At 50.8% G+C, this 21,164-nt stretch carries 20 protein-coding genes; 5 read left to right on the forward strand and 15 right to left on the reverse strand.

The window, feature by feature from the left end:
* Positions 1 to 16: 16 nt before the first annotated feature.
* From RB298_RS32290 to RB298_RS32300, 3 genes are all read left to right on the forward strand, one after another.
* The gene (locus RB298_RS32290) at positions 17 to 994 is read left to right on the forward strand and encodes a proline dehydrogenase family protein (RefSeq protein WP_375120693.1); all 978 of its coding nucleotides are present in this window, start codon (positions 17 to 19) and stop codon (positions 992 to 994) included.
* A 173-nt stretch (positions 995 to 1,167) separates the two neighbouring features.
* Positions 1,168 to 4,644 (forward strand): copper amine oxidase N-terminal domain-containing protein, encoded by a 3,477-nt coding sequence (locus RB298_RS32295; RefSeq protein ID WP_192569443.1) that lies wholly within the window; start codon positions 1,168 to 1,170, stop codon positions 4,642 to 4,644.
* A 344-nt stretch (positions 4,645 to 4,988) separates the two neighbouring features.
* Positions 4,989 to 6,701, forward strand: a complete 1,713-nt coding sequence (locus RB298_RS32300) for a cellulase family glycosylhydrolase (RefSeq protein WP_486050381.1) — start codon at positions 4,989 to 4,991, stop codon at positions 6,699 to 6,701.
* A gap of 57 nt (positions 6,702 to 6,758) precedes the next feature.
* Here RB298_RS32300 and RB298_RS32305 read toward each other — a convergent pair whose 3' ends face one another.
* The 7 genes from RB298_RS32305 to erm all read right to left on the reverse strand — a co-directional run bounded on the left by RB298_RS32305 (position 6,759) and on the right by erm (position 12,564).
* Positions 6,759 to 8,687 carry a PAS domain S-box protein gene (locus RB298_RS32305; protein WP_192569445.1) on the reverse strand — a complete coding sequence of 643 codons (1,929 nt, stop codon included), beginning with the start codon at positions 8,685 to 8,687 and terminating at the stop codon, positions 6,759 to 6,761.
* A 149-nt stretch (positions 8,688 to 8,836) separates the two neighbouring features.
* A complete protein-coding gene (locus RB298_RS32310; RefSeq protein ID WP_486050383.1) occupies positions 8,837 to 9,577 on the reverse strand; it encodes an SDR family oxidoreductase in 741 nt (246 codons plus the stop codon).
* Positions 9,564 to 9,971 carry a MerR family transcriptional regulator gene (locus tag RB298_RS32315; RefSeq protein WP_096775246.1) on the reverse strand — a complete coding sequence of 136 codons (408 nt, stop codon included), beginning with the start codon at positions 9,969 to 9,971 and terminating at the stop codon, positions 9,564 to 9,566. Before RB298_RS32315 ends, RB298_RS32310 begins: the two co-directional genes overlap by 14 nt.
* Positions 9,972 to 10,057: 86 nt before the next feature.
* Positions 10,058 to 10,735: a CPBP family intramembrane glutamic endopeptidase gene (locus RB298_RS32320; RefSeq protein WP_486050385.1), complete on the reverse strand. Its 678-nt coding sequence runs from the start codon at positions 10,733 to 10,735 to the stop codon at positions 10,058 to 10,060.
* 141 nt (positions 10,736 to 10,876) lie between these two features.
* The gene (locus RB298_RS32325) at positions 10,877 to 11,197 is read right to left on the reverse strand and encodes a thioredoxin family protein (protein ID WP_009595391.1); all 321 of its coding nucleotides are present in this window, start codon (positions 11,195 to 11,197) and stop codon (positions 10,877 to 10,879) included.
* Entirely contained in the window at positions 11,194 to 11,571 is a 378-nt protein-coding gene (locus RB298_RS32330; protein ID WP_015733837.1) for a MerR family transcriptional regulator, read from the reverse strand. Before RB298_RS32330 ends, RB298_RS32325 begins: the two co-directional genes overlap by 4 nt.
* A gap of 120 nt (positions 11,572 to 11,691) precedes the next feature.
* Entirely contained in the window at positions 11,692 to 12,564 is an 873-nt protein-coding gene (gene erm, locus RB298_RS32335; RefSeq protein WP_486050387.1) for a 23S ribosomal RNA methyltransferase Erm, read from the reverse strand.
* 349 nt (positions 12,565 to 12,913) lie between these two features.
* On the opposite strand from erm, the gene RB298_RS32340 reads away from it, so the two are divergent.
* A complete protein-coding gene (locus RB298_RS32340; RefSeq protein WP_486050389.1) occupies positions 12,914 to 13,342 on the forward strand; it encodes a GNAT family N-acetyltransferase in 429 nt (142 codons plus the stop codon).
* A 46-nt stretch (positions 13,343 to 13,388) separates the two neighbouring features.
* Here RB298_RS32340 and RB298_RS32345 read toward each other — a convergent pair whose 3' ends face one another.
* The 5 genes from RB298_RS32345 to rlmD form a co-directional block, all read right to left on the reverse strand.
* On the reverse strand, positions 13,389 to 13,778 hold the full coding sequence (locus RB298_RS32345; RefSeq protein WP_096775242.1) for an iron chaperone: 390 nt from the start codon (positions 13,776 to 13,778) through the stop codon (positions 13,389 to 13,391).
* A 24-nt stretch (positions 13,779 to 13,802) separates the two neighbouring features.
* Positions 13,803 to 13,961, reverse strand: coding sequence for a hypothetical protein (locus RB298_RS32350; RefSeq protein ID WP_486050392.1), 159 nt, complete (start codon positions 13,959 to 13,961; stop codon positions 13,803 to 13,805).
* Between the two features lie 3 nt (positions 13,962 to 13,964).
* Positions 13,965 to 14,900 (reverse strand): leucine-rich repeat domain-containing protein, encoded by a 936-nt coding sequence (locus RB298_RS32355; protein ID WP_486050394.1) that lies wholly within the window; start codon positions 14,898 to 14,900, stop codon positions 13,965 to 13,967.
* Positions 14,901 to 15,154: 254 nt separating this feature from the next.
* Complete coding sequence (locus RB298_RS32360; protein WP_096775240.1) at positions 15,155 to 15,730, reverse strand: 50S ribosomal protein L25; 576 nt, start codon at positions 15,728 to 15,730, stop codon at positions 15,155 to 15,157.
* 276 nt (positions 15,731 to 16,006) lie between these two features.
* Positions 16,007 to 17,605: a 23S rRNA (uracil(1939)-C(5))-methyltransferase RlmD gene (gene rlmD / locus RB298_RS32365; RefSeq protein WP_486050396.1), complete on the reverse strand. Its 1,599-nt coding sequence runs from the start codon at positions 17,603 to 17,605 to the stop codon at positions 16,007 to 16,009.
* Between the two features lie 234 nt (positions 17,606 to 17,839).
* Between rlmD and RB298_RS32370 the strand changes: the two genes are divergently transcribed.
* Positions 17,840 to 18,613, forward strand: a complete 774-nt coding sequence (locus tag RB298_RS32370) for a sporulation protein (protein ID WP_009595388.1) — start codon at positions 17,840 to 17,842, stop codon at positions 18,611 to 18,613.
* A gap of 88 nt (positions 18,614 to 18,701) precedes the next feature.
* Here the strand turns inward: RB298_RS32370 and RB298_RS32375 are convergent, their stop codons facing one another.
* The 3 genes from RB298_RS32375 to RB298_RS32385 form a co-directional block, all read right to left on the reverse strand.
* Entirely contained in the window at positions 18,702 to 19,376 is a 675-nt protein-coding gene (locus RB298_RS32375; RefSeq protein WP_015733828.1) for a GntR family transcriptional regulator, read from the reverse strand.
* A 61-nt stretch (positions 19,377 to 19,437) separates the two neighbouring features.
* The gene (locus RB298_RS32380; RefSeq protein WP_192569453.1) at positions 19,438 to 20,238 is read right to left on the reverse strand and encodes a Nif3-like dinuclear metal center hexameric protein; all 801 of its coding nucleotides are present in this window, start codon (positions 20,236 to 20,238) and stop codon (positions 19,438 to 19,440) included.
* Positions 20,202 to 20,837: a hypothetical protein gene (locus RB298_RS32385; RefSeq protein WP_486050398.1), complete on the reverse strand. Its 636-nt coding sequence runs from the start codon at positions 20,835 to 20,837 to the stop codon at positions 20,202 to 20,204. The genes RB298_RS32380 and RB298_RS32385 overlap by 37 nt, the downstream gene beginning before the upstream one ends.
* Positions 20,838 to 21,164 lie beyond the last annotated feature (327 nt).

Below are 21,164 nucleotides of genomic sequence, written 5' to 3' on the forward strand. Positions count from 1 at the left end.
TTGCGAGGTGTTTAACTTGAACGATTCTTTATCTGATTCTTTATCTGAACAGGCTTTTGCCGACGCTCTGAAGTCAGTTGCCCGTAACCTGCAGCTCAAACAATACGTCCGGCAATCCGCCGAATGGTATCCGATCCTGCTGCGTGCAGCGGAGCGTTTTGTCGCGGGAGACGTGCTGGATCGAGGTTTGTTCTGCCGGGATGCACTGGATGCACGAGGTTATCGGACTTCGCTGGAATATATCGGGGAGAACACCCTGACCGAAGCCGAATGTACGCAGGCTTTCCTGGAGTTCTCCCGGTTAATCGAAGCCTGCTCGAATGGCCGGCCGGGCACCCGTATTTCGCTCGACCTGTCCCATATCGGATTATCGGTAGACGAGAATTTGGCTTACCGGCATCTTGAAGGGCTTGCCAGCCAAGCGGAGGCGGCCGATTTGGAGCTGGTCATCAGCATGGAGGAGTCCGCCAAAACGGATGCCATCCTTGCGCTGCATCGCAAAATATCGGCCCGGTTCGCGAATGTCGGCATCACGCTGCAAGCCCAGCTCCCCCGAACCCTGGAAGATCTCGAACAAGTTCTTACCTACGGTTCCGGCACGATCCGCATCGTAAAAGGCGCCTATCAGGAACAAGAGGGACAGTATATTCCTCGTTCCGAGACGCTTACCACTAGGTATATTCAAATGGTGGATTTATGCGTTCAGGCAGGCAGGGCGGTATCGGTCGCCACTCATGATGAACCTATCCTGCGGCATATGACCCGCAACGAAGTGTATCGCGGCGCAGCCGTCGAAATTGAAATGCTGTATGGCATACGAACGGACTTTGCCAAGCAACTGAAGGAGGAAGGCTTCCCCGTCCGAATCTACCTGACATACGGCGAGGAGTGGTTCCTGTACTTGTGCCACCGAATCGCCGAGCACCCGCCGAATATCTATGATGCGGTAACCCGGTCGATCGCAGGCGGCACCGAACCCATTACCCAATATTGATCAACAATAACGAGGGAAGAAACGGCGAATATGCACTGTTTCTTCCCTTATTTATGATCTGGTACTAAAAAATATTTTCGGAATGCCGATGTAATAGTTGAAACTTTATTCTGAACGAATGCGTCATATTGTAGAGGAAAATAATAACAAAGCAAATTCAGGAGGTTGAGTGTGTGAAAAGAATATGGACTGCCTTGCTAGCAGCTATACTGTTAATTCCCATGACATTCCAATCGCAGGCCCAGGCGGCAGTGAACATCAGCGTCTTGATTGACGGCGTCAAGCTGTATACGCCTCAAGCGCCTGTCATGATCCAGGGACGCGTCATGCTTCCGATGCGATCCATCTTCGAAGCCTTGGATGCATCGGTCAAATGGAATCAAAAAACGAAAACCGTCACGGCGGTCAAGGATGGCACGACCGTCATCCTAAAAATCAACTCCAAGACGGCCACCATCAATAACAAGACGGTGGCGCTGGATGTACCGGCGAAGAACTTAAAAGGCAACACCATGGTGCCGGTCCGCTTCGTAAGCGAAGCCCTTGGCCAAAAAATCGGCTGGAATTCCAAAACGAAAACCGTTACCGTCACCACGACGAACAATTCCGGCGGGAACAATACCGGGATCGCACCGGTGAATTACGTAACCCTTCGGGATATCGGCAATGCCGGAGACGGCCGCGATCTGCAGGTCAGCTTCTCCAAATCGTCGACCGAACCTTTAATCTCGCATTACCGCGTCATGATTGTGAAGCAGTCCAAGACGTTAAACCAAACCGAGGCACAGCGCGTATCCTCCGCTGCTTACGCCACGGTATATCCATCCGGCTCGGATCCGACGCTGACCCTTACATCCGGCTCAAAGGATGTGGACGGTGACCTTATCCGCGATAACCAGGCTTATAAGGCTTATGTATTGGCAGTCAGCAAAACAGGCGGAACGTATGCCCTTTCCTCGGCTTCCCCGTCGTTGACGCTGACCAACACCAATTCGGTGAACGGCGCAACCAACGTAAAAGCGAGCGATGTGAGCGACTACGGCGATGGCCGTGATCTTCAGGTCAGCTTTACGCGCGCCCAAAACGAGAGCAATGTAAGCAACTACCGCGTGTTTGTCGTAAAAACGAAGGATGCAGCTAACTTCAACTTGGCAGCAGCTAAGTCTGTAGCTAGCCAGAATTATACGACGGTGAGCAAATCCAGTACGACGAATACAACGCTGTCCACGACGCTGAGTTCTTCCGCCCGCGATACTTCAGGCGAGCTCATTCGCAGCGGAGTCGCTTACACCGCATTCGTTCAGTCTGTCAGCAGCAACGAGAGCGTGCTTGCAAGCAACCTCTCGTCCGGTTCGGCCAGCATCACCCTCAGCACGGGGAATACAACGGTTCCTTTCATCACGCAGGTAACGGATATCGGCGATGCCGGTGATGGCCGCGATCTTCGCGTAAGCTTCAACAAGGTGTCCAACGAATCCAGCATTCATTCTTATCGCGTGTTTGTCGTAAAGGACAGCAATTATAGCAGCTTTAACCTAAGCAGAGCCAACACGGCTTCCAGCTACAACTACTATACCCATGTCAACAAAACCGGCAATAACATCACGAACCTGACGCTGTCATCGGGCGCCAGAGACGTGGATGGAGCAACGATTCGCAACGGCGTGTACTATCGCGTATTCGTCATGGCGGTGGACAACAATAACGCCAATAACAACGTGCTGTCCGCTCCATCAAGCTCCATCATCTTGAGTTCCAGCTACAATGTGGGCGCGGTTACCAGCCTGTCCGTCACCGACGTGAACAACTACAATGACGGTCGCGACCTGCAGGTGTCATTCTATCGCCCGTCCGATCAATCGAATATTAGCCATTATCAGGTCTTCGTTGTTAAATCATCGAATAGTTATTTTGATCTGTACAGGGCAACCAATTTAAGCAGCTATTATTATACGCAAATCAGCAAGAACAACAGCAGCAGCAACTACATGTCGCAGGTGCTGAATTCAGGCAGCCGCGATATTGACGGAGAACTGATTCGCAATGGCGTCAGCTATCGCGTTTATGTCCTGTCCGTAGGATATTCGACCAGTAACAATGCATTATCTGACTATGCTTCCATTACGCTTGGGAACGCCAATCAGAACGTTAACCCTGTTTCCACGCCGTCCCTGACGCTAAACGGCAATAACGGAAACGGAAGCGACCTGAGAGTCACCTTCAGTCCTGCTTATGGCGAAAGCTACATCGACCATTACCGGGTGATTGTCGTAAAGTCAAACCAAAGCCTGAACGTGTCGCAAGCTTACAGCAACGGGTATTACACGTTGGTTAACAAAACCGGCGGTACCATCACTCGGGATTTGGTTAACACGACCAAGGATAGCGATGGAGCCCTCATTCAAAGAGGTTCAAGCTACCGCGTGTATGTCCTGTCTGTAGGCAACAGCTATTCGAATTACAGCAACGCGCTTTCGGCGGTCTCTAATGCGGTTACGATTCAAGGCGTGACCCAGGTAGCGGCAGTAACGAACGTTACAGCAGCGGATGTGGGAGACAATAATAACGCAAGCGACTTGAAAGTATCATTCACCAATCCAGCTAATGATGCCAACATCAAAGAATACCGAATCATGGTCGTAAAGCAAACCAACGCTGGTAACTTTAAAGTGGATCAAGCTATCAATGTGCGTCCGGGCAACTACGATAGTGTACCGGTTGGCACCATTTTCGGTGACGTTCTGAGATCGGGAATCAACGACGTCGAAGGTCAGCCGATTCGCAATTCGGTGGATTATCAAGTATTCGTACTGTCCGTAAGCAACAATGGTTCAATAGGCAATGCCCTGTCAGCACCATCGGCGCCTATCAAGCTTTCGGGTACAGCCGTCACGGTTCCTTCTGATGTGTATGCCGGGATTGAAAGCACCAACGGGAACAGCAGTGATATTATGGTTAAATTCAATCCTTCTTCCGGTACTGTGGGAGAATACCGAATTCTGATCGTACCATCGAGCAGAAGTTTCGGATTGGATGATGCGAACAAAATCACCAACGGACAATTATATACGACGGTTGCTCCATCTACCGTCAGAATTGAACAGAAGCTTTCTGCAGGATTATCGGATGTAACCGGCGCAGCTGTCGTGGCTGGAGTCAAGTACAGAGTTTATATTCTTGCCGTTGCTGATGGCACCGTGTCAACTAAGAACAGCATCTCTGACATGTCGGAAGAATTCGAAATCCCTAACCTCACCCAAACAACGGGCGTTACAGCCAAGCTGGATGCGAGTGGAAAGAAGCTTCAAGTCGATTTCAAGAGGGCGATTGATGAGCGAGGCATTACGGCTTACCGCCTGTTGTTTGTAGAGAAAAATAACATGAAGACCTTCAATCTTAAAGCAGCAACGGACGCCGCTGCCAAAGAAGATAAGAATGCAACAATAAAACCGGATGGCAAAGATGTCTCAACCCTCATCGATATCCCTGCCGAGGATGCCCTGGGTCAAAACATTAAAGACAATGCGGAGTACGCCGTTTATGTCCTGTCCGTACTGGCCAAAGATAAGAAATCTGTGTCGAGCACTCAATCCGCAACGCCTTTATCCGAAGCGTCCAAAACGCTTGTTGTATTAAAGAAAACACCTTAATCCAAAGTGCATCAAAATAAGCTTTAACATGTAGAGCCGTACCTCATCACTAAGACGATGAGGTACGGCTCTTTTTTATCCGCTTCTTCCATCAAGCCCCCATTTTCAAAACTCCTTGCATCTCATAACTAATTTCCACATGATTTTAAGATGAATTATCCGGGTACTCCCTCATGGAAAAATATGATAACTTATAATCAGAAAGCGCTTTCAAAAATATCATTTGGAGGTGAAGCCTGACCTTAAAAGCCATTGTTGCAGCTAGGTCCTCAACAACGGATAACGGTCATTGAATGAATCTAGTGAAAATACCGCTTCACAACTTCATGACAAAGGAGATGCTAATGATAAACCTCAATAAGAAATCCATCTGTTCCTTGGCTCTCATCGTTTCTCTGGTCATCTCATTGTTCCCTTCATACGCATCCGCAGCGAAACACGAACATCCAAAGCATCCAAAGAAAAATCCCCAAGCCTACGTCAATGATATGCAGCCCGGCTGGAACCTGGGCAATTCGCTGGATGCCGTGGGAGCTGACGAGACGGCATGGGGAAATCCGCGCATCACCGAAGCGCTGATCGACCAAATTGCGGCACAGGGATATAAGAGCATCCGCATTCCGGTAACCTGGAACCATCACATCGGCAGTGCACCGAGTTATGCCATCGACGCCTCTTACATGGACCGGGTCGAGGAGGTTGTCGATTGGGCGCTGGACGCCGATCTGTACGTCATGATCAATGTCCATCACGATTCGTGGCTGTGGATCAGCCATATGGAGAACAACCGCAACGAAGTCGTTGCCAAGTACAACGCCGTATGGACTCAAGTTGCCCAGCGCTTCCGCACCCATTCGAACAAGCTGATGTTTGAAAGCGTCAACGAACCCCGCTTCTCGGATGGCGGGACCACCGACGAGTCCAAAGCCTTTCAGATGCTGGATGAGCTTCAAACGTCGTTCCATCGGATCGTCCGCGGATCTGGAGCACGCAATGCAACCCGGCCGCTTGTGCTCTCTACCCTTGAGGCATCCCCGACTCAAGCTAGAATGAACGAGCTGTACAACACCATGACCAAGCTGAATGATGCCAATCTCATCGCCACCGTCCATTATTATGGGTTTTGGCCATTCAGCGTGAACATCGCGGGGTATACCCGTTTTGAGACGGATACCCGAAACGATATCGATCAGACGTTCAACCATGTATATGACATCTTTATCGCTAGAGGGATTCCCGTTATCCTTGGCGAATACGGGCTGCTTGGCTTCGATCAAAGCACAGGGGTCATTGAGCAGGGCGAGAAACTGAAGTTCTTCGAATATCTGACCCATTATCTCAAACAGAAGAACATTACCCATATGTTATGGGACAACGGCCAGCACTTTAAGCGAACCGCCTTCACCTGGTCCGATCCGGAGCTGTACAATATCATGAAGGCTGGTTGGAGCGGGCGTTCTTCCACGGCTGATACCGATCTGATTTTTGTGAAAAAAGGAGCGGCGGTCCAGGATCAAAGCATCCCATTGAACTTGAACGGCAACGCATTGGCCGAAATCCGCTCAAACGGACAGCGGTTAGTCGCCGGGCAGGATTATACCCTGAACGGAAATGAGATTACGTTTACATCCAGCCTGCTGTCCAGGCTGACTTTATCCGGACAATTCGGAGTGAATGCCGTACTGACGGCCAAGTTCAACCGAGGCGCGGACTGGAACTTCAGGGTTGTTTATCATGATACGCCTGTGCTGCGCAGCACGCAGGGAACCACTGATTCGTTCAGCATTCCCGCGACGTTTAACGGGGATCAGCTGGCCACGATGGAGGCTGTTTACGCATCGGGAGGCAATGCAGGGCCGCAGGACTGGACCTCCTTCAAGGAATTTGAATACACGTTTTCCCCATCCTACGCAAGCCATGAAATCAAGCTTAAACCTGTCTTTTTTAACGAGGTCAGAGACGGAGAAGTCATCCTCAAGTTTCATTTCTGGAGCGGCGAGGTCATTACCTACAACCTAACGAAGAACGGCAGCAGCGTGACCGGCAGCACCTCATAGGTTATGCTGCATGGGAATAACAAAAGCTCAAGTGAAATCACTTGAGCTTTTGTCTATTTAGGCTTGCGCAATATTTCGTTCAGCCAGAAACCTATCGATAATGGCCGAGATGACATTCAAGCTGACAGGCTTGCTGACATACTCATCCATGCCCATTCCTAAATATTTCTCGCGATCCCCCTTGATCGCATGGGCCGTCACGGCCACGATATAAGGCTGATGATCGGGCGGGGCCGATTCCTTAATGAGCTGGACCGCTTCCATGCCATCCATGAAGGGCATCTGTATATCCATGAACACCATGTCATACGGATATCGCTTAAAGGCCTCTACCGCCTCAAGCCCATTGAGAACGGTAGTCGAATTGTACCCCAGCTTCTCAATCATCTTCTTGAGGACTAATTGGTTCACCTCATTATCCTCAGCAATCAAAATTTTCAGATCGCTGCCGTCGGAGTGATTCTCGTGAACCGTCCCGGCCTCCGGCATGTTGCCCGCGTTTGCATTAAACGAAAAATCGACCGTAAACGTAAAGACGGACCCCTGCTGATTCGGATTTCGCTCATACCAGATATCCCCGCCCATCAACTGAACGAGTTTTTTGCATATGGCCAGCCCGAGTCCCGTTCCTTCCACCTGCCGCGTCATATAATGATCCACCTGATAGAAGGGTTCGAACAGCTGCGCAATCTTCTCGCTTGGCACCCCTATGCCCGTATCCGTAACGGAGAATTGTATAAGCTTCGAGTTAACTTGGTTCCTGACACACTGAACCGAGATCGAAACGGCACCGTTCGGCGTAAATTTAATGGCATTGCTGAGCAGGTTCATTAATACCTGCCGCAGCTTCGTCACGTCCCCATAAACTTGATTCGGCACGTCGGACGCTACAGAGGTGGTCACCTCAATATTTTTGTCCAGCGCCTTCGGAAGAATCATATTCAATGTCTCGGACAGGGCCGTTCTTAGGCTGAATGTTTCCTCCACCAGCTCCGTTCTGCCCGATTCGATCTTCGAGAAATCCAAAATATCATTTATGATGTTCAGCAGGGTTGTCCCGCTCTTCTTGATGATCTGCACGTACTCCCGCTGCTCCTCATCAAGCTCGGTTTCCAGTATCAAATCCGTCATCCCGATTACGCCGTTCATCGGCGTACGGATCTCATGGCTCATCATCGCCAGAAACTCGCTTTTGGCTTTATTCGTCTTCTCGGCCGCTTCCTTCTCGATGATAAGCCTTTTCTGCTCCGTCATATCCTTGGCTATAATGTAGAACCCCACATTCTTGCCATGAATGACAATGGGGGCAAGCGTCGCGAGCACTTCAACCTGATGCCCGTCCTTGTGATGGATACAGTTGATCCCCTTCTCGGCGGCAACATAATCGGCCGCAGAAGAGAGCACTCGGGCGAGATTGCGTTCGCCGATCAAATTCGAGATTTTAGTTCCAATTAACTCCGGAATCTTAAAACCCGTCAGCTGCTCCGCCATCTGGTTCCCGTTAATAATCCTGCCTTCCAGATTGAAAGAAATAATCGCATCATGGTTATACTTCTTCAGCGAGGTGTATCGCTCAATGCTCTCCTGGAGCTTCTGCTCGGCTACCTTGCTGTCGGTAATATCAACAATTTGCGAAATGAAGAACAAGGGAGTTTGATCCTGATCGTCGCGAACCAGAGAAACATGTATCGACGCCCAGATGACATTGCCGTCCTTATGTACGAGTTGTTTCTCCACCGCAATGGTTGAGGACGCCTCATCCAGGGACCGTAAAAGCTTGTCTTTATTGTTAATGCATTCAGAATAAATATAATCGGTTGCCGGCTGTGCCATCAATTCTTCGTCCGTGTAGCCAAACATTTTGCACGCCGCAGGATTTACGCTGATCCAGCTTCCTTCTATCGTAACCAGGGCAATGCCAATTGGAGCACTTTTGTAGACATGTTCAAACAGAGCCTGATGGCCGAAAATGTTGATATCACTCATACTCTGCACCTCCTGATACCGCTTATTATACATCAGCGTCTTCAAAATAGGAGTTTTTTCAGAGTAATTTTATATTGCTAATCATTAGTAGAGTCATCGGTATACCATATGATAGATTTAATCCCTTGTTAGCGGAAATACTTTCCGCATTACCAAGCGATTCGTTGCCGTTCACGAAAAAAACTCCCGCTGGGTCCATCATCCTCCATCGTCGCCAGCCATACCGCCGTATCGGCCCCTTCGGCAACGGTTAACGGAGCGTCTGCTCCTCCCATATCGGTCTGAACCCGGCCCGGGCACACCGCATTCACCTTTATTCCGGTATTGGCTACATCCTGCGAGACGAGACAGGTTAACGCGTTCAGCATCGTTTTGGAGATGCGGTATGCCGCGGATGCCCCTTGTAAACCGTAACCGCCCTGCATGATTTCGAAGGCTCCGAGACCCGACGAGATGTTTACGATACGCCCGTAGTGATGCTGCTTCATCAAAGGTATTGCAGCCTGCGTCATTCGCAGAGCACCGAAAAAATTCGTCTCCAGCGTTGCGCGCACGACCGTCTCCTCTACATCGAGCACAGATACTCCCCGATCCAAAATCACCCCGGCATTGTTCACCAGCACGTCAAGGCGCCCATAGTCAGACTGTATTCGATTCATCATCCCTGCCACATCGCGGACCTCATGGACATCCGCTACATGCAGTTTCACACGGAGCCCCTCGTTAAGCAGTTCTTGGACTGCCAGCCTTCCCTTCTCTTCGTCACGGGATGTAATCAGCACCTGAAGCCCTTTGGCAGCGAGTTGTCTTGCTATCTCTTTTCCAATCCCGCGGTTGCCTCCCGTCACAACGGCCACTCGCTGTACCTCTTCCCCGCTAGCCTTGTTCACGACGCCCGTCCCCCTTATGCAAAATAGCCTCCCATGCCGCAATGCTCTTCTCCAAATGGAGTTCCGCCTGTTTCAGCATCTCCATCTGCAGCTGGATGTCATCCAGCTTCCGCCTTCCCACCTCAATGGCGTTAGGAAGACATTCGATTTTGATATGCTCATCGAACGCGCATTGAAAAAAACTCATAATTTCCTTCACCGTCAATCCCAGGCTAAAATACATCTGGATCAAGCGGACCCGCTCGATATCCGTTTCCCTGTATTCGCGATAGCCATTATTCAGACGCTCGGGGCACAGCAGTTCCTTCTCCTCGTAATAACGCAAGGAACGCAGACTTACGCCCGTTTTTCGTGACAATTCACTAATATGCACGCCAAGCAGCTCCTTTTTCATCGGTTATCCGCATTTTAAAGCATCACATCATGTGAGGGTCAATCCGTCATTTTACAAGGCTATCCCGGGAGCCCGACGCCCTACACTCAAATCATCCCGAATAGCATCAAACCGATCGCATTGATCGCAAAATTGGCAAACATATGCACCATCCAGGACGCGTAAATATTGCCGTTTCGCTCATTCAGCCAGTTAAACAGCAGTCCCGCCACAACCAGTCCCGCGATTAACAAGAGGAACAGTCCTACCGAGAACCAGCTGGACATCATCGCAACATGATACGCGGCAAAAGCCCCGGCACTGAATACATATGCAAACCTCCGCCCGACCTGCTCCTTCAGCGCGAAAAAAGCAAAACCGCGGAAAAAGAACTCTTCCAGCAATGAATTCACGATGGATATGTAAAGGGCGACCAATACGAAATTGCCTGCATTGACACCCATATTATCCTCCAATGCCCCTGTCACCTTGGTAAAGTCGAATAAAGGCCCCAGCCCAAAATAGGCGCCGAGTATGAAGGCGAATACGCCGAGTCCCAGCAGCAGGGAGGTTCGGAGACCCCTTCTCTCGAACGCGAACAGCCTGGGAAACGGAACCCCGCCCGCGAAGATGGCGTAGCCAATCGGCAATGTCAGAAAGAGGATGATTTTGATGGCGGATTTGACGGCGTAATCCGGACGGATCACCGCGTCGACCAAGCTCATGGCTAGACAGCTAAATACGATGATGGCCATAAGAGAAACGATTTTCCTTCTTGATCTCATTGAAAGTATCTCCTTTAAACTGGTTACATCCATACATCTTCCATATATTAGAGTTCGATACGCCGGGCGTAATGCCCTCTACTCCAAAAGAAAACGCCCCTGACATCACGACATCAGAGGCGTTCTCGCTATTCATTCATTTTATGATACATAACGGCCCAGCGCCGCTTGGTATACACTCTTCGGCCGCAGCCCTATCAGTTTATCTGCCGGTTCTCCGTTATGAAACACAATCACCGTCGGCATGGACATGATGCCGAATTGGGCGGCAAGCTCGGGGGATTCGTCACAATCCACCTGATAGATGTCCAGGCGACCCGCCTCCTCCCGGCTCAGCTCTTCCAGAATGGGAAGCAGCACTTTGCAGGGCGGACACCATGCCGCTCCGAATTCAACAAGCGTGACCCCGTTCTGGTTGATCGAGCTTTGAAAGCTCCCTGCGTCTAATCGTGGTAAACTCATTTGCATTCCTCCGCTTCCTCCGATTCCCGTTCATCCAGAATCGATTGCATGCGTTCCTCCAGATTCATCTTGATATGATTCAACTGGTGAATCTGCGCTTCGATCTCTGCGATTTTTTGACGAAAAATCGGGAACACCTCCGCGCAAAACGCCTCTTTGTTTTTCAGGACGCAATGCAGGAAACCGGCGATCTGCTCGGTGGTCAATCCAAGGTTTAGATATAACTGGATGGTACGCACCTGCTCTTCCGCAAGCATCGAATATTCCCGATAACCGTTCTCGTTTCGGACAGGCGTCAGCAATCCTTGCTGCTCGTAGTACCGCAGCGAACGAATGCTGACGCCGGTACGGGCCGCGAGTTCTCCGATTTTCATGCTTTCACACCTCCTGGACGAACGATTCGATTTCATTGTAAACCCTGACACTAGTGTCAGGGTCAAGAGGATTTCGCGATTTTTTTCAAAAAGAGAGAATTCGATGTGTTGGGTAACGCTTCAAAGTCGCTTTCTTTTCTTGGACTTGTTACCGGCACCCTTGCGAAGCTTCGGCCAGCGATTCGCCGGCACATGCTGGAGCATCGTATGAAAAACGGTCCCCCACTGCTCTTCGTTCAGCCGACCGACGGGGAGCTCTCGGTCCACTCTAAGCACTTTAACGAGCTTCGCCATCTGGGGAGGCGTAAACACGCCGGATAGAGCCGCAAATAACGGCAGCCGGGCATCCCGCAGCCCATAGGCGGCCAGCGCCGTAAACTTGGGCTGATGCGATGCGGCAATGAGCGGCTTCTTCCTCCGATGAATAGTCAGAATGGCTGAATCCACTTGGGGAGGCGGCGCAAAATGACGGGGCGAAACGGTCCGCACGAGCCGAATGTCGTACTGCATCCTCCAGCTGAGAATTCGCGGATCTTGAATGGGAACGGCCGTAAAACGTTTGGCTGCCCCCATCTCCACAAGCAGTACGGCCCGCTGCAGAGGGAGGCCGGGGCACTCCAAAAGCTTCCCCATGATCGGCGTGGTGATCGAATACGGAATATTGGCCACGACGGCAAATGGATTTCTCGGCAGCGGGATTTCCAGAAAATCCGACTGCTTGACGAGAATGTTGCTGCTATCCTTCATCTTGCCCAGCAGTTTATCCACAAATGCCGGATCCGCCTCGATTGCGAGCACGCGTGCCGCTTTCTCTGCAAGCGGAAAGGTTAACGCCCCTGTACCCGCGCCGATATCAAGAACGGTATCGGTGGAGCGAATCCGGGCCAAGTCGATCATATCATGAATCAGCCTTTTGCTGATTAATAGATGCTGCGCGGAAAAGTTGGATGGTTTCTTCAGCTTTTCACGATGGGTTTTATGATATTTGGACACAAAAAAGCACCTCATTCATTCGTATAGTAATGAAAAAGGCACAGCACAAATAATCCTTCGCATTTTTACATGAAAATGGATGGATGTAGATGTTCTGTACCCTCATTAACGAATACGTATGAATGCGATGCAGCACATGTCAGGACAATCCTCCTTAGATGAAACGGATAAAATAACACTGACAGTATAACATAGCTCCCCCGCGGGCTCACGGGTACATTCTGTTAAAAGGATTTTTTACCGCCGGTACATGCAACACATATGGTATGTTGAGGAGGAGAGCTAGCATAACCCGTATCCGAATCCTGCAAACACCTCGCATCCGGCATACCGGAAGGAGTAAAACGATATGAATATCTATTTCACGAATGAATCAAACGAAACCGATAGCGTGGACAAACATTACGTAAGAAACCAAATGATTGCGTATAATCTGAAGCATTTCCCTGACGATTTAAAAGGCCGTTACCAGGAAATCAACTTGTTGTTAAGGAAGGAGGACGGTCAGATTTTGGGCGGAGTCGTTGGGGAAATATGCTGGAACTGGCTGGAGATCCACTATTTGTTCGTGGATGAACCCTTCCGTCAATCGGGGTACGGCGCCAAACTGTTAAACAAGGCCGAAGACATCGCAAAGGAGAAGCAATGCGAGTTCGTTAAATTGGATACGCTGGGCTTTCAAGCCTTGGATTTTTACCTTAAGCAGGGTTACGAAGTGTATGGCAAAATCGAGAACGCCGGGCGGCATACCCACTACTATATGAAGAAAACTCTATAAGATAAAAGAAGGCAGCAAGGCTGCCTTCCCCTCCCGAGCACTTCGCCTACCTCTTCTTTTTCGCTTTGCTTTCTGCCTTCTCCAGGTTTTGCTGAACCCGATATTGGACGATTCGGCGTATCAGGTCATAAGGCAGCGGCTGATCGATCGGAAATTTCAAGGTTCCCTTGGACGCATGATATACCTTCAGCTCATCTTGGAACGCCTCGATCCCGCTGGGCGCGGGGTAAAAGCCGATATGTTTCTTGAATGCCGCAAAATGCACGAGGTTCCCGTGGAGGTCGAAGGTTGGCATCTGGTAGCTGATTTTTTCCTCGGCTTCCGGGGCTGTTTCCTGAATCACATGCCTTAATGTCTGCAGGATATCCTGGACCTCCGGAGCAAAGCCGGAAATGTAATCGTCGATCGACCCGTATACGATTTTATCGTCTTTCATCAGATATAACAGCCCTTTCGCAGGTTAATACGTTTCATAAACGAGATCCCCGTTCATTTCAAGCTTGTCGTTAAACAGGACGTATATGTATAGTAGTCCGGCCGGCGTATCGCCTGCATCATACCCTAGCCGAAACGTGCCGTCCTTGTCGAAGGCAAGCTCGGATAGAACCAACTCGTTCACGTCTTAGCCGGGGTGCATCCCGGCAATCAGATCCAGCGCCCGGTCGTTCAGCTCCCCAAAATTCGCCCAGGCATTCCGGATGACCGGGGACAGCCGGTTCATATCCGCTTCGGCAGAGGCCACCGTGCTGACGGAGAGCTCCGTCTCCTTCCATTGAAGCCTGGCCCCGTAGAAAGACAGCGAGACGTCGTATTCGAAGGTCCCAACGCCCTTAACGGTATGGTCCGGCTCCATGATGAGATTGTTGGAATGGTCCAGCCGCTCCAGCTTGGGATTACGATGCGTATCCAGTTTGGAGATTTTGTTCTCCGAGCAGTAGAGCTCCGTTAATAGCACATTGCGAGTGAGATCCAATTCGGTGATGTGATTATTGAAGCATCTCAAGCTTTGCAGCGAAGGATTTCCGGTTACGTCCAGCTTTGTCAGATGATTATGGTTGCAGCGGATTTCGATCAAGTCCGGACATTCCTCCAGGTGTAAGCTCATTAAATAATTGTTTGCGCAATGGAGATAGGTTATCCGGGGGTTCTGATACAGCTCCAAAGCAAACAGGGAGTTGTAGCTGCAATCCAGCTCCGTTAAATCCACGTTCTGCTCGAGCCGCAGCTCGGATAGGATATTCCAGTAACAGACCAGCTTCGTCAGCATGGCGTTGTGACTGACATCCAAATCTCGAATTCGGTTAAATCCGCAATTCAGCGTTTTCAAGTTGCTATTCTTGCTGAGATCTAGCTCCGTCAGGCTATTGGACGAGCAATCCAGCTCTTCAAGCGACGTGAAATGCTCGATCCCATTCAGGCTTGAGTATCCATGATTTGAAAGCTGCAGCGATATAATATGTTCTACATCGCCCGCCTGAATCCGTTCACGGTTCCCGCAATAGGTTTCGAGCACATAAGCTTTGAAACGTTCATCTATGAAATCCTGGGTTATATCCATCTCGTCCTCCTTAGGGCAAGCTCCTGATCGATTCATGCTTAACCGGGATTCCGATGTCCGACTTCCCGCAATTCCATTATAGGGTTCCGCCTTGAAAAGGTCAGGGGTCTTTCTACCTACTTACCAGGGGAATTATGGAAGAAATCGACGGGTAAAGAGCTTTCCTCTGCCAGCGCGGATTCCGATCAAGGGCTTTAACGAAAAAAACGGCAATTGCTTCCCGATATTCGGGAAGCAATTGCCGGCAGCAGAAGCTACATAGCCTCCGGTTGTTCCGACTGGACTTTCGGCGTTACCACCGATACAAGCAGCTCGTTGGCCGAAGAAATCGGCACGACGCCGTCGGGCAGTTTGAGATCCCCGACATGCAACGAATTCCCGATCTCTAGTCTGCTGATTTCAACGGGAATCGTGGCAGGAATTTGGTCCGGGAAGGACTCGATCTCGATGAACGTGCTTTGGATTTGGACGACTCCTCCCAATTTGGCTCCTTTTGCGGTGCCGATGTAATCGAGATTCACTCTCGTCCGCACAACTTCATTTATATTGATACGTAAAAAGTCGACATGAATGTATTCACGAGTTACCGGATCACGCTGAACGGACTCCAGCAAAACCGGAATCGGCTCCCGATCTTCAAAATGAAGCTCAAGGATCCCTCCTTTGCCGTTCCGTGCCCATTTGCCGAACTCTTTGGCGGACAGTTGAATCATCATATTGTTTTCCCCTGTGCCAAATACAACCGCCGGAATTCGTCCCGAAAGACGAAGCTGCTTCAGTCCGGTTTTGTTCATCGCAGCGCGCGTTTCTGCTCGTAAATTTACTCTCATCTCAACAACACTCCTCAGATTATCGTTATTTGGGTGCACTCTCCATCGATCGTCCGTTATGAACTACGGATTTCTCCCCCCGTAGCGGGGAAATCAGGAGCACCATTGCATCACCTCCAGATAGACATTTAATGTAAAAACCTTTTATATATGCGAGAAGGCACCTCGTTCCATGGGAACGAAATGCCTAATTACTTGCTACCATATCATAGAAAGGGGGCGTTGTCGACCAAAGCGAAAATGGAAACTCGCTTACATGAAGCCATCATATGGCTTCTATGATTTCAGCTTCATCAATAGGACTGCCTCCACATGGCTGGTTTGCGGGAACATATCGACCGGCTGCGCCCATTCAAGCTCGTAGCCGCCGTCCAGAAGCACCTTGCAATCTTTGGCTAAGGTCGAAGGGTTGCAGGATACGTATACAAACCGCTTCGGCTTGGTGCGGAGCACCGTTTCCAGGAAGCGCGGGTCCAGGCCGGTGCGCGGCGGGTCGGCAATGATGACGTCCGGCTTCATGCCTTCCTTGACCCAGCGCGGCAGCAGCTCTTCGGCTTGGCCGACGTGGAAGCTGGCGTTAGCCCTTCCGTTCCGCTGTGCATTCGCCTTGGCGTCCTCGACGGCTTCAGGAATCGTCTCGATTCCGCGCACCTCCTTGGCATACGGCGCAAGCCACAAGCCGATCGTGCCGGTGCCGCAGTAGGCGTCGATGACGGTTTCCTTCCCGGTCAGCCCCGCTGCCGCCCGGACCGACTCGTACAGCTTGACGGTCTGCTGCGGATTCAGCTGGAAGAACGCTCTCGGCGACAGCGAGAACTGCAGGTCGCTCAGCGATTCCTGCATGCTCTCGGTGCCCCATAGCGAGATTGTCCGGTCTCCGAAGATGAGCGAGGTTTTCTTCGGATTGATATTGAGTGAAATTCCGCTTACCTCAGGAATGGTAAGGCGCAGCATACGAACGAGATCGTCCTGCCTTGGCAGCTTGCTTCCAGCCGTGATCAGCGTCACCTGCAATTCCCCGGATTGGAAGCCGTGACGGACTACGATCGTCCGTACGCCATCCTTGGCACCATTCTCCTTATAAAGCGGTATCCGCAATTCCTCGAGTACGGATTTGACCTTCTCCACCGCTTCATTGACCTTCGGATGCTGAATCGGGCAGCCGCTGATATCCACAATCGTATGGCTGTCCGCTTCATAGAGCCCTGCGATCACTTCATGGCCCTTCCGTCTCAGCTGCAGCTGCGCTTTGTTCCGGTAGTCCCATGGATGCTCCATCCCGAGAATCGGCTTAAACTTGACATCGTCCAATTCCGCGTAGCGGCTGAACGCTTCGCGCACGATATCCGTCTTCGCCTGCAGCTGTCCCTCATAGGAAATATGCTGAATTTGGCATCCGCCGCAAATGTCGAATACCGGGCAAGGGGGCTCTATCCGGTGAGGCGAACGCTTCTCCACTTCCAGCAGCTGCGCCTTGATAAATTTAGGCTGAACCTCCCTCACCTCGGCTTTGACCACCTCATTCGTGATCGCTCCATCGATAAACACTGCCTTGCGGCGGTAGTAACCCACTCCCTCGCCGTTAATGCCGAGGCGTTTGATCGTAACGACAATCACGTCCCCGGCCTGCAGCTCATCCGCATGCTCGCGCCCGGATGACGGCTTCGGTCCGCGTACCCCTTGCTTATATTGATCCGCTCGTCTCCCCTTCGCATGCGGGGATGCCGACGACGAATTGCTGTTCTTCATACGGTCACGTTGAAAAATCGGCTTTGCCCCTGCTTTGTTCGCTGCAGTCCGCTCACCAGGCTTCTTCCCGTATGCCGCTGATTTGCTGTTGTTGGTTCCTTGTCCGGAACGCCGTTGTTCACTCATGCCTTGATTGCTCCATCCTTAATGGTATCGTGTCCAATATACCATGCCGGACCCGCGAATGCGAACGAGCCATGTACTTTTTCCCGGTGTCGTACGGGGATTCTTTCGCTTCATTGGCGCCAACATCTTGGATCCGCAAAAAACCGCAAAAAATATTTTTTCGATATGGAAACCAGAGACGATCCTCCAGCGTATAATTCCATTATCATACATTCTCTTATGGAGGTATCTTTTATGTCGTTTTTTAACAAAATGCTAGCCAGTGTAGGAATTGGAGCCGCCCAGATCGATACGCACCTCGAAAAATCCTCCTATTATCCGGGTGAAGAAGTACGCGGAATCATTCACATTAAGGGAGGCAACGTAGAGCAGACGGTCGACCGCATCTATTTGAAATTGATGACGGAATATACCAGGGAAAGCGACGACAAGAAATACATAGAATCCTATACCATTGCAAAAGTCAACGTCTCAAGCCGCCTCACGTTGAAGCCTGGCGATCAGCAGGAAATTCCGTTCGCCTTTCCTTTGCCGCTGGAAACGCCGCTCACCATTTCGCGGCAGCCGGTCTGGATCCACACCGGACTCGATATCGATAATGCCATCGATCCGAAGGACCGCGATTTCATCGACGTCGAACCGAACGAGGACGCATCCATTGTGTTCGATGCCGTCGAAGCGCTTGGCTTCAGCTTCAAAATAGCAACATGCGAATATCATCCGCGGCTCGGCCAGGGTGTTCCATTCGTGCAGGAAATTGAATTTTATCCCGGCTCCTCCTATGCCGGTCATATCAAAGAGCTTGAATTGATTCTCTATCCGGAGCAGGAGGGGATTTCCATCCTGGTCGAAGTCGACCGGAGAGGCAGAGGCGTTTCAGGCTGGCTCCAGCGTTCGCTCGATATGGATGAACAGCACTCCTGGGTAACCCTCGACAAGCAGGATCTGGCCCAGGGGCCATCCCACGTGGCCCAAATTCTGGACCGTGTCATCCGCAGATCGATTTAATGAAAAATGGCCCGCAAGGCAGGTCGCTTGATTCCCGTGCGACTCTCCTGCGGGCCATTATTTTTGAATGATGAATGTATATCGATGGTTAGATGAAATAATGCGGATACTTCTCTCGCAAAATATCCTGCTCCACAACGACGAGGCGCAGGTGACGCTCCATCACGTTCATGGCTTGCTCCGCCTGCCGATTGACGATCAACTGATACATTTCTTTATGCTGGGAGATGATATTCTCCCAGTTGGAGTCCTTGGACAGGCGAAGCAGCCGCAGACGGTTGAAATGGATGTTCAATTGCTGCAGCATCTTCCAGGTCCGTTCTTTGCCCGTCCCCTCAAACAGAATTTGGTGGAACTCCTCGTCCAGCTCAAACAGCTTATAGAAGTTATGGTTGCCTGCGCACACGTCCTGCAGCGCAATATTGGTTTCCAGGCGGAAGCGGAACTCTTCGGGAAAAGAACCGCAGGCGAGGGCCACGATTTCCTTCTCGATCTTCTCCCTGATAAATCGGCCTTCCTCAACATGCCGAAGATTAATACGGGATACGATCGTCCCGCTTTGCGGAATGATGTCCAGCAGCTCTTCCTCCGCAAGCTTCATGAACGCTTCCCGGACCGGTGTCCGGCTGACGTTCAATTCATCCGCAATTTCTTTTTCCGAGATTTTCGTACCCGGCTCCAGCTCCAGATGAAATATCCGATCCTTCAATAGCTGATAAGAATACTCTCTGGTAGAGCCTTTAATCTTTTGCTCTGTTGACATATATATCGCTACCTCTTTCTTAAATGCTCTATGTTCTCTTTGCTTAATGTTACCCTTCCCTCTATATTACCCGAATCAAAGGCCCGGACGGTATATAATGTATAGGAATCCCCGGAAAAAACTCCCGCAGCCTATCGGCCACGCAGGCCATGCCGGGCTCCTCGCTGGCAGCATGGCCGAGCAGAAGCAGGGACGGGCCCCTCCCCTGCGCCGCCGCATCGCCCATGTATTCAGGCGTCTCCCATTCCGGACCTTCCCCTGCGATGAGAAGATCCAGCGACTCCTTCAGGCAGAGGGGAATGGCATGCGCGCCGCCGCCGCGATAGCCCACGGTTATGCCGATTCTGGAGCATATGCTGCTTCGATTACCGACATAACGAAGGTAAGGAAGATTCAGCTTTCTTTTTACATGCTCCGCAATATCCGGCAGGCTCATCTCTTCCGGCAGCGTGACAATGGCCGCTGCCTTAAGATGCTTATCGACATAAACTTCCCAATCCAGCGCCTGAACCAGTCCTTGCGTCATGATATCGGGAACGTATCGGTGAGGCGCATCATGGAACCGGTAAATCGTCAGATCCCCGGACTCCATCAAGCGGAGTTTATCCTGAAAGACAGGACTCGCCTCCACCCCCTCATATCCCTCCTCCTGATGGCTGTAAAACGCCCCTTCATGGGTAATGACAAGGTTGGCCCCAACTTGGACCGCTCTCTGCAGAACCGAATACGATGCCGTAAACGTGACGGCAATGCCGTGGACCACCGCTTCGGCGCTTCCTGCCGTAACCCTGTCCACCTTGGATTCAAGAAATGCTGCGGGCTCTGTTAAGCGGTTGATGATGTCTTGAACGGTGACTCGCAATCTGGAATGCCCTCCTTGGGAACCAACGCAAACGGCCGAACCGAAAAACAGGCTGCCCTTCCATCAAGAAACGGCAGCCTGTCGATCCGTTGGTTATGGTTGCTCTTTATATTTTTTATACGTTTTATTCGCAATCTCCAGGTATTGCCCCACGCCCTGGCTATCCAGCTCTTGCACGAACTTGTCGTACTCGGCGAGATCGCGGTCCCCAGAATGAACTTCAGCGTGTTCTGATCCGTGTAGTCCTTCAGCGGCGTGCTCAAAAGCGTCACTCGCTCGCGCTCTTCTACCGAGTATGGAATCGGCGGTTCCGGCTTCACAACCGTTTTTGTTTCGCTCATGCTCTTCTGGAACTGCTGCTCTTCCTCGCTAAACATGGATTGCAGCAGCTCGGTCGTGCCGCCGGGAACCGTGATTTTGCTGATGGCATACTTGCCTTCGCCCAGCGTTTTGTCCATATCGGTGCGGTGCTGGACCACGGTCTGGGAGTTGCCGTTGATGATGAAGGATTTGCCGGTCACGAATTTTTGCACGGCCTGATCGTCATCCTGGGTAAAACTCTCTTTGTCCAGCAGTCCTTCGTCCACCAGCTTGTGCAATTAAGCGCTTACATATTTGGCTTAAAGAATAGACTCCCTCATTTGGAGCGTTAGATTTAAAAGATTCCGCTGCTGCTTCCACTTATGTAGAGAGTCGTAATTTTGTATACTAGTATAATTAGTATGGTAGTTGGTTTCATTGTAATGGACGTTTTCTTCAATTTCAATACATTTTTTTCTCATGTATAAAATTCGGATCCCAAGCTGCAAAAAAACCGTGAGCATTCAGGCTATGGCCTGCTGCTTCACGGTTTTCGGGTTCCATTGCTGCCCGAGGTATTCATCATGGATAAGGGGCAGAAGCCTTCGTTTCTGCCCCTTTATGAT

Origin of the sequence: Priestia sp. BR_2, assembly GCF_041954005.1 — a bacterium.
Taxonomy (GTDB): Bacteria; Bacillota; Bacilli; order Paenibacillales; family Paenibacillaceae; genus Paenibacillus_AQ; species Paenibacillus_AQ lautus_A.

Bases quoted from the DNA above. Each gene is read 5' to 3' on its own strand.
- RB298_RS32330 (WP_015733837.1), bottom strand. From the start codon at position 11,571: ATGAAAATCGGAGAACTCGCGGCCCGTACCGGCGTCAGCATTCGTTCG.
- RB298_RS32320 (WP_486050385.1), bottom strand. From the start codon at position 10,735: ATGAGATCAAGAAGGAAAATCGTTTCTCTTATGGCCATCATCGTATTT.
- RB298_RS32325 (WP_009595391.1), bottom strand. From the start codon at position 11,197: ATGAGTTTACCACGATTAGACGCAGGGAGCTTTCAAAGCTCGATCAAC.
- RB298_RS32315 (WP_096775246.1), bottom strand. From the start codon at position 9,971: ATGAAAAAGGAGCTGCTTGGCGTGCATATTAGTGAATTGTCACGAAAA.
- RB298_RS32370 (WP_009595388.1), top strand. From the start codon at position 17,840: ATGTCGTTTTTTAACAAAATGCTAGCCAGTGTAGGAATTGGAGCCGCC.
- RB298_RS32375 (WP_015733828.1), bottom strand. From the start codon at position 19,376: ATGTCAACAGAGCAAAAGATTAAAGGCTCTACCAGAGAGTATTCTTAT.
- RB298_RS32300 (WP_486050381.1), top strand. From the start codon at position 4,989: ATGATAAACCTCAATAAGAAATCCATCTGTTCCTTGGCTCTCATCGTT.
- RB298_RS32345 (WP_096775242.1), bottom strand. From the start codon at position 13,778: ATGAAAGACGATAAAATCGTATACGGGTCGATCGACGATTACATTTCC.
- RB298_RS32355 (WP_486050394.1), bottom strand. From the start codon at position 14,900: ATGGATATAACCCAGGATTTCATAGATGAACGTTTCAAAGCTTATGTG.
- RB298_RS32305 (WP_192569445.1), bottom strand. From the start codon at position 8,687: ATGAGTGATATCAACATTTTCGGCCATCAGGCTCTGTTTGAACATGTC.
- RB298_RS32340 (WP_486050389.1), top strand. From the start codon at position 12,914: ATGAATATCTATTTCACGAATGAATCAAACGAAACCGATAGCGTGGAC.
- RB298_RS32360 (WP_096775240.1), bottom strand. From the start codon at position 15,730: ATGAGAGTAAATTTACGAGCAGAAACGCGCGCTGCGATGAACAAAACC.
- rlmD (WP_486050396.1), bottom strand. From the start codon at position 17,605: ATGAGTGAACAACGGCGTTCCGGACAAGGAACCAACAACAGCAAATCA.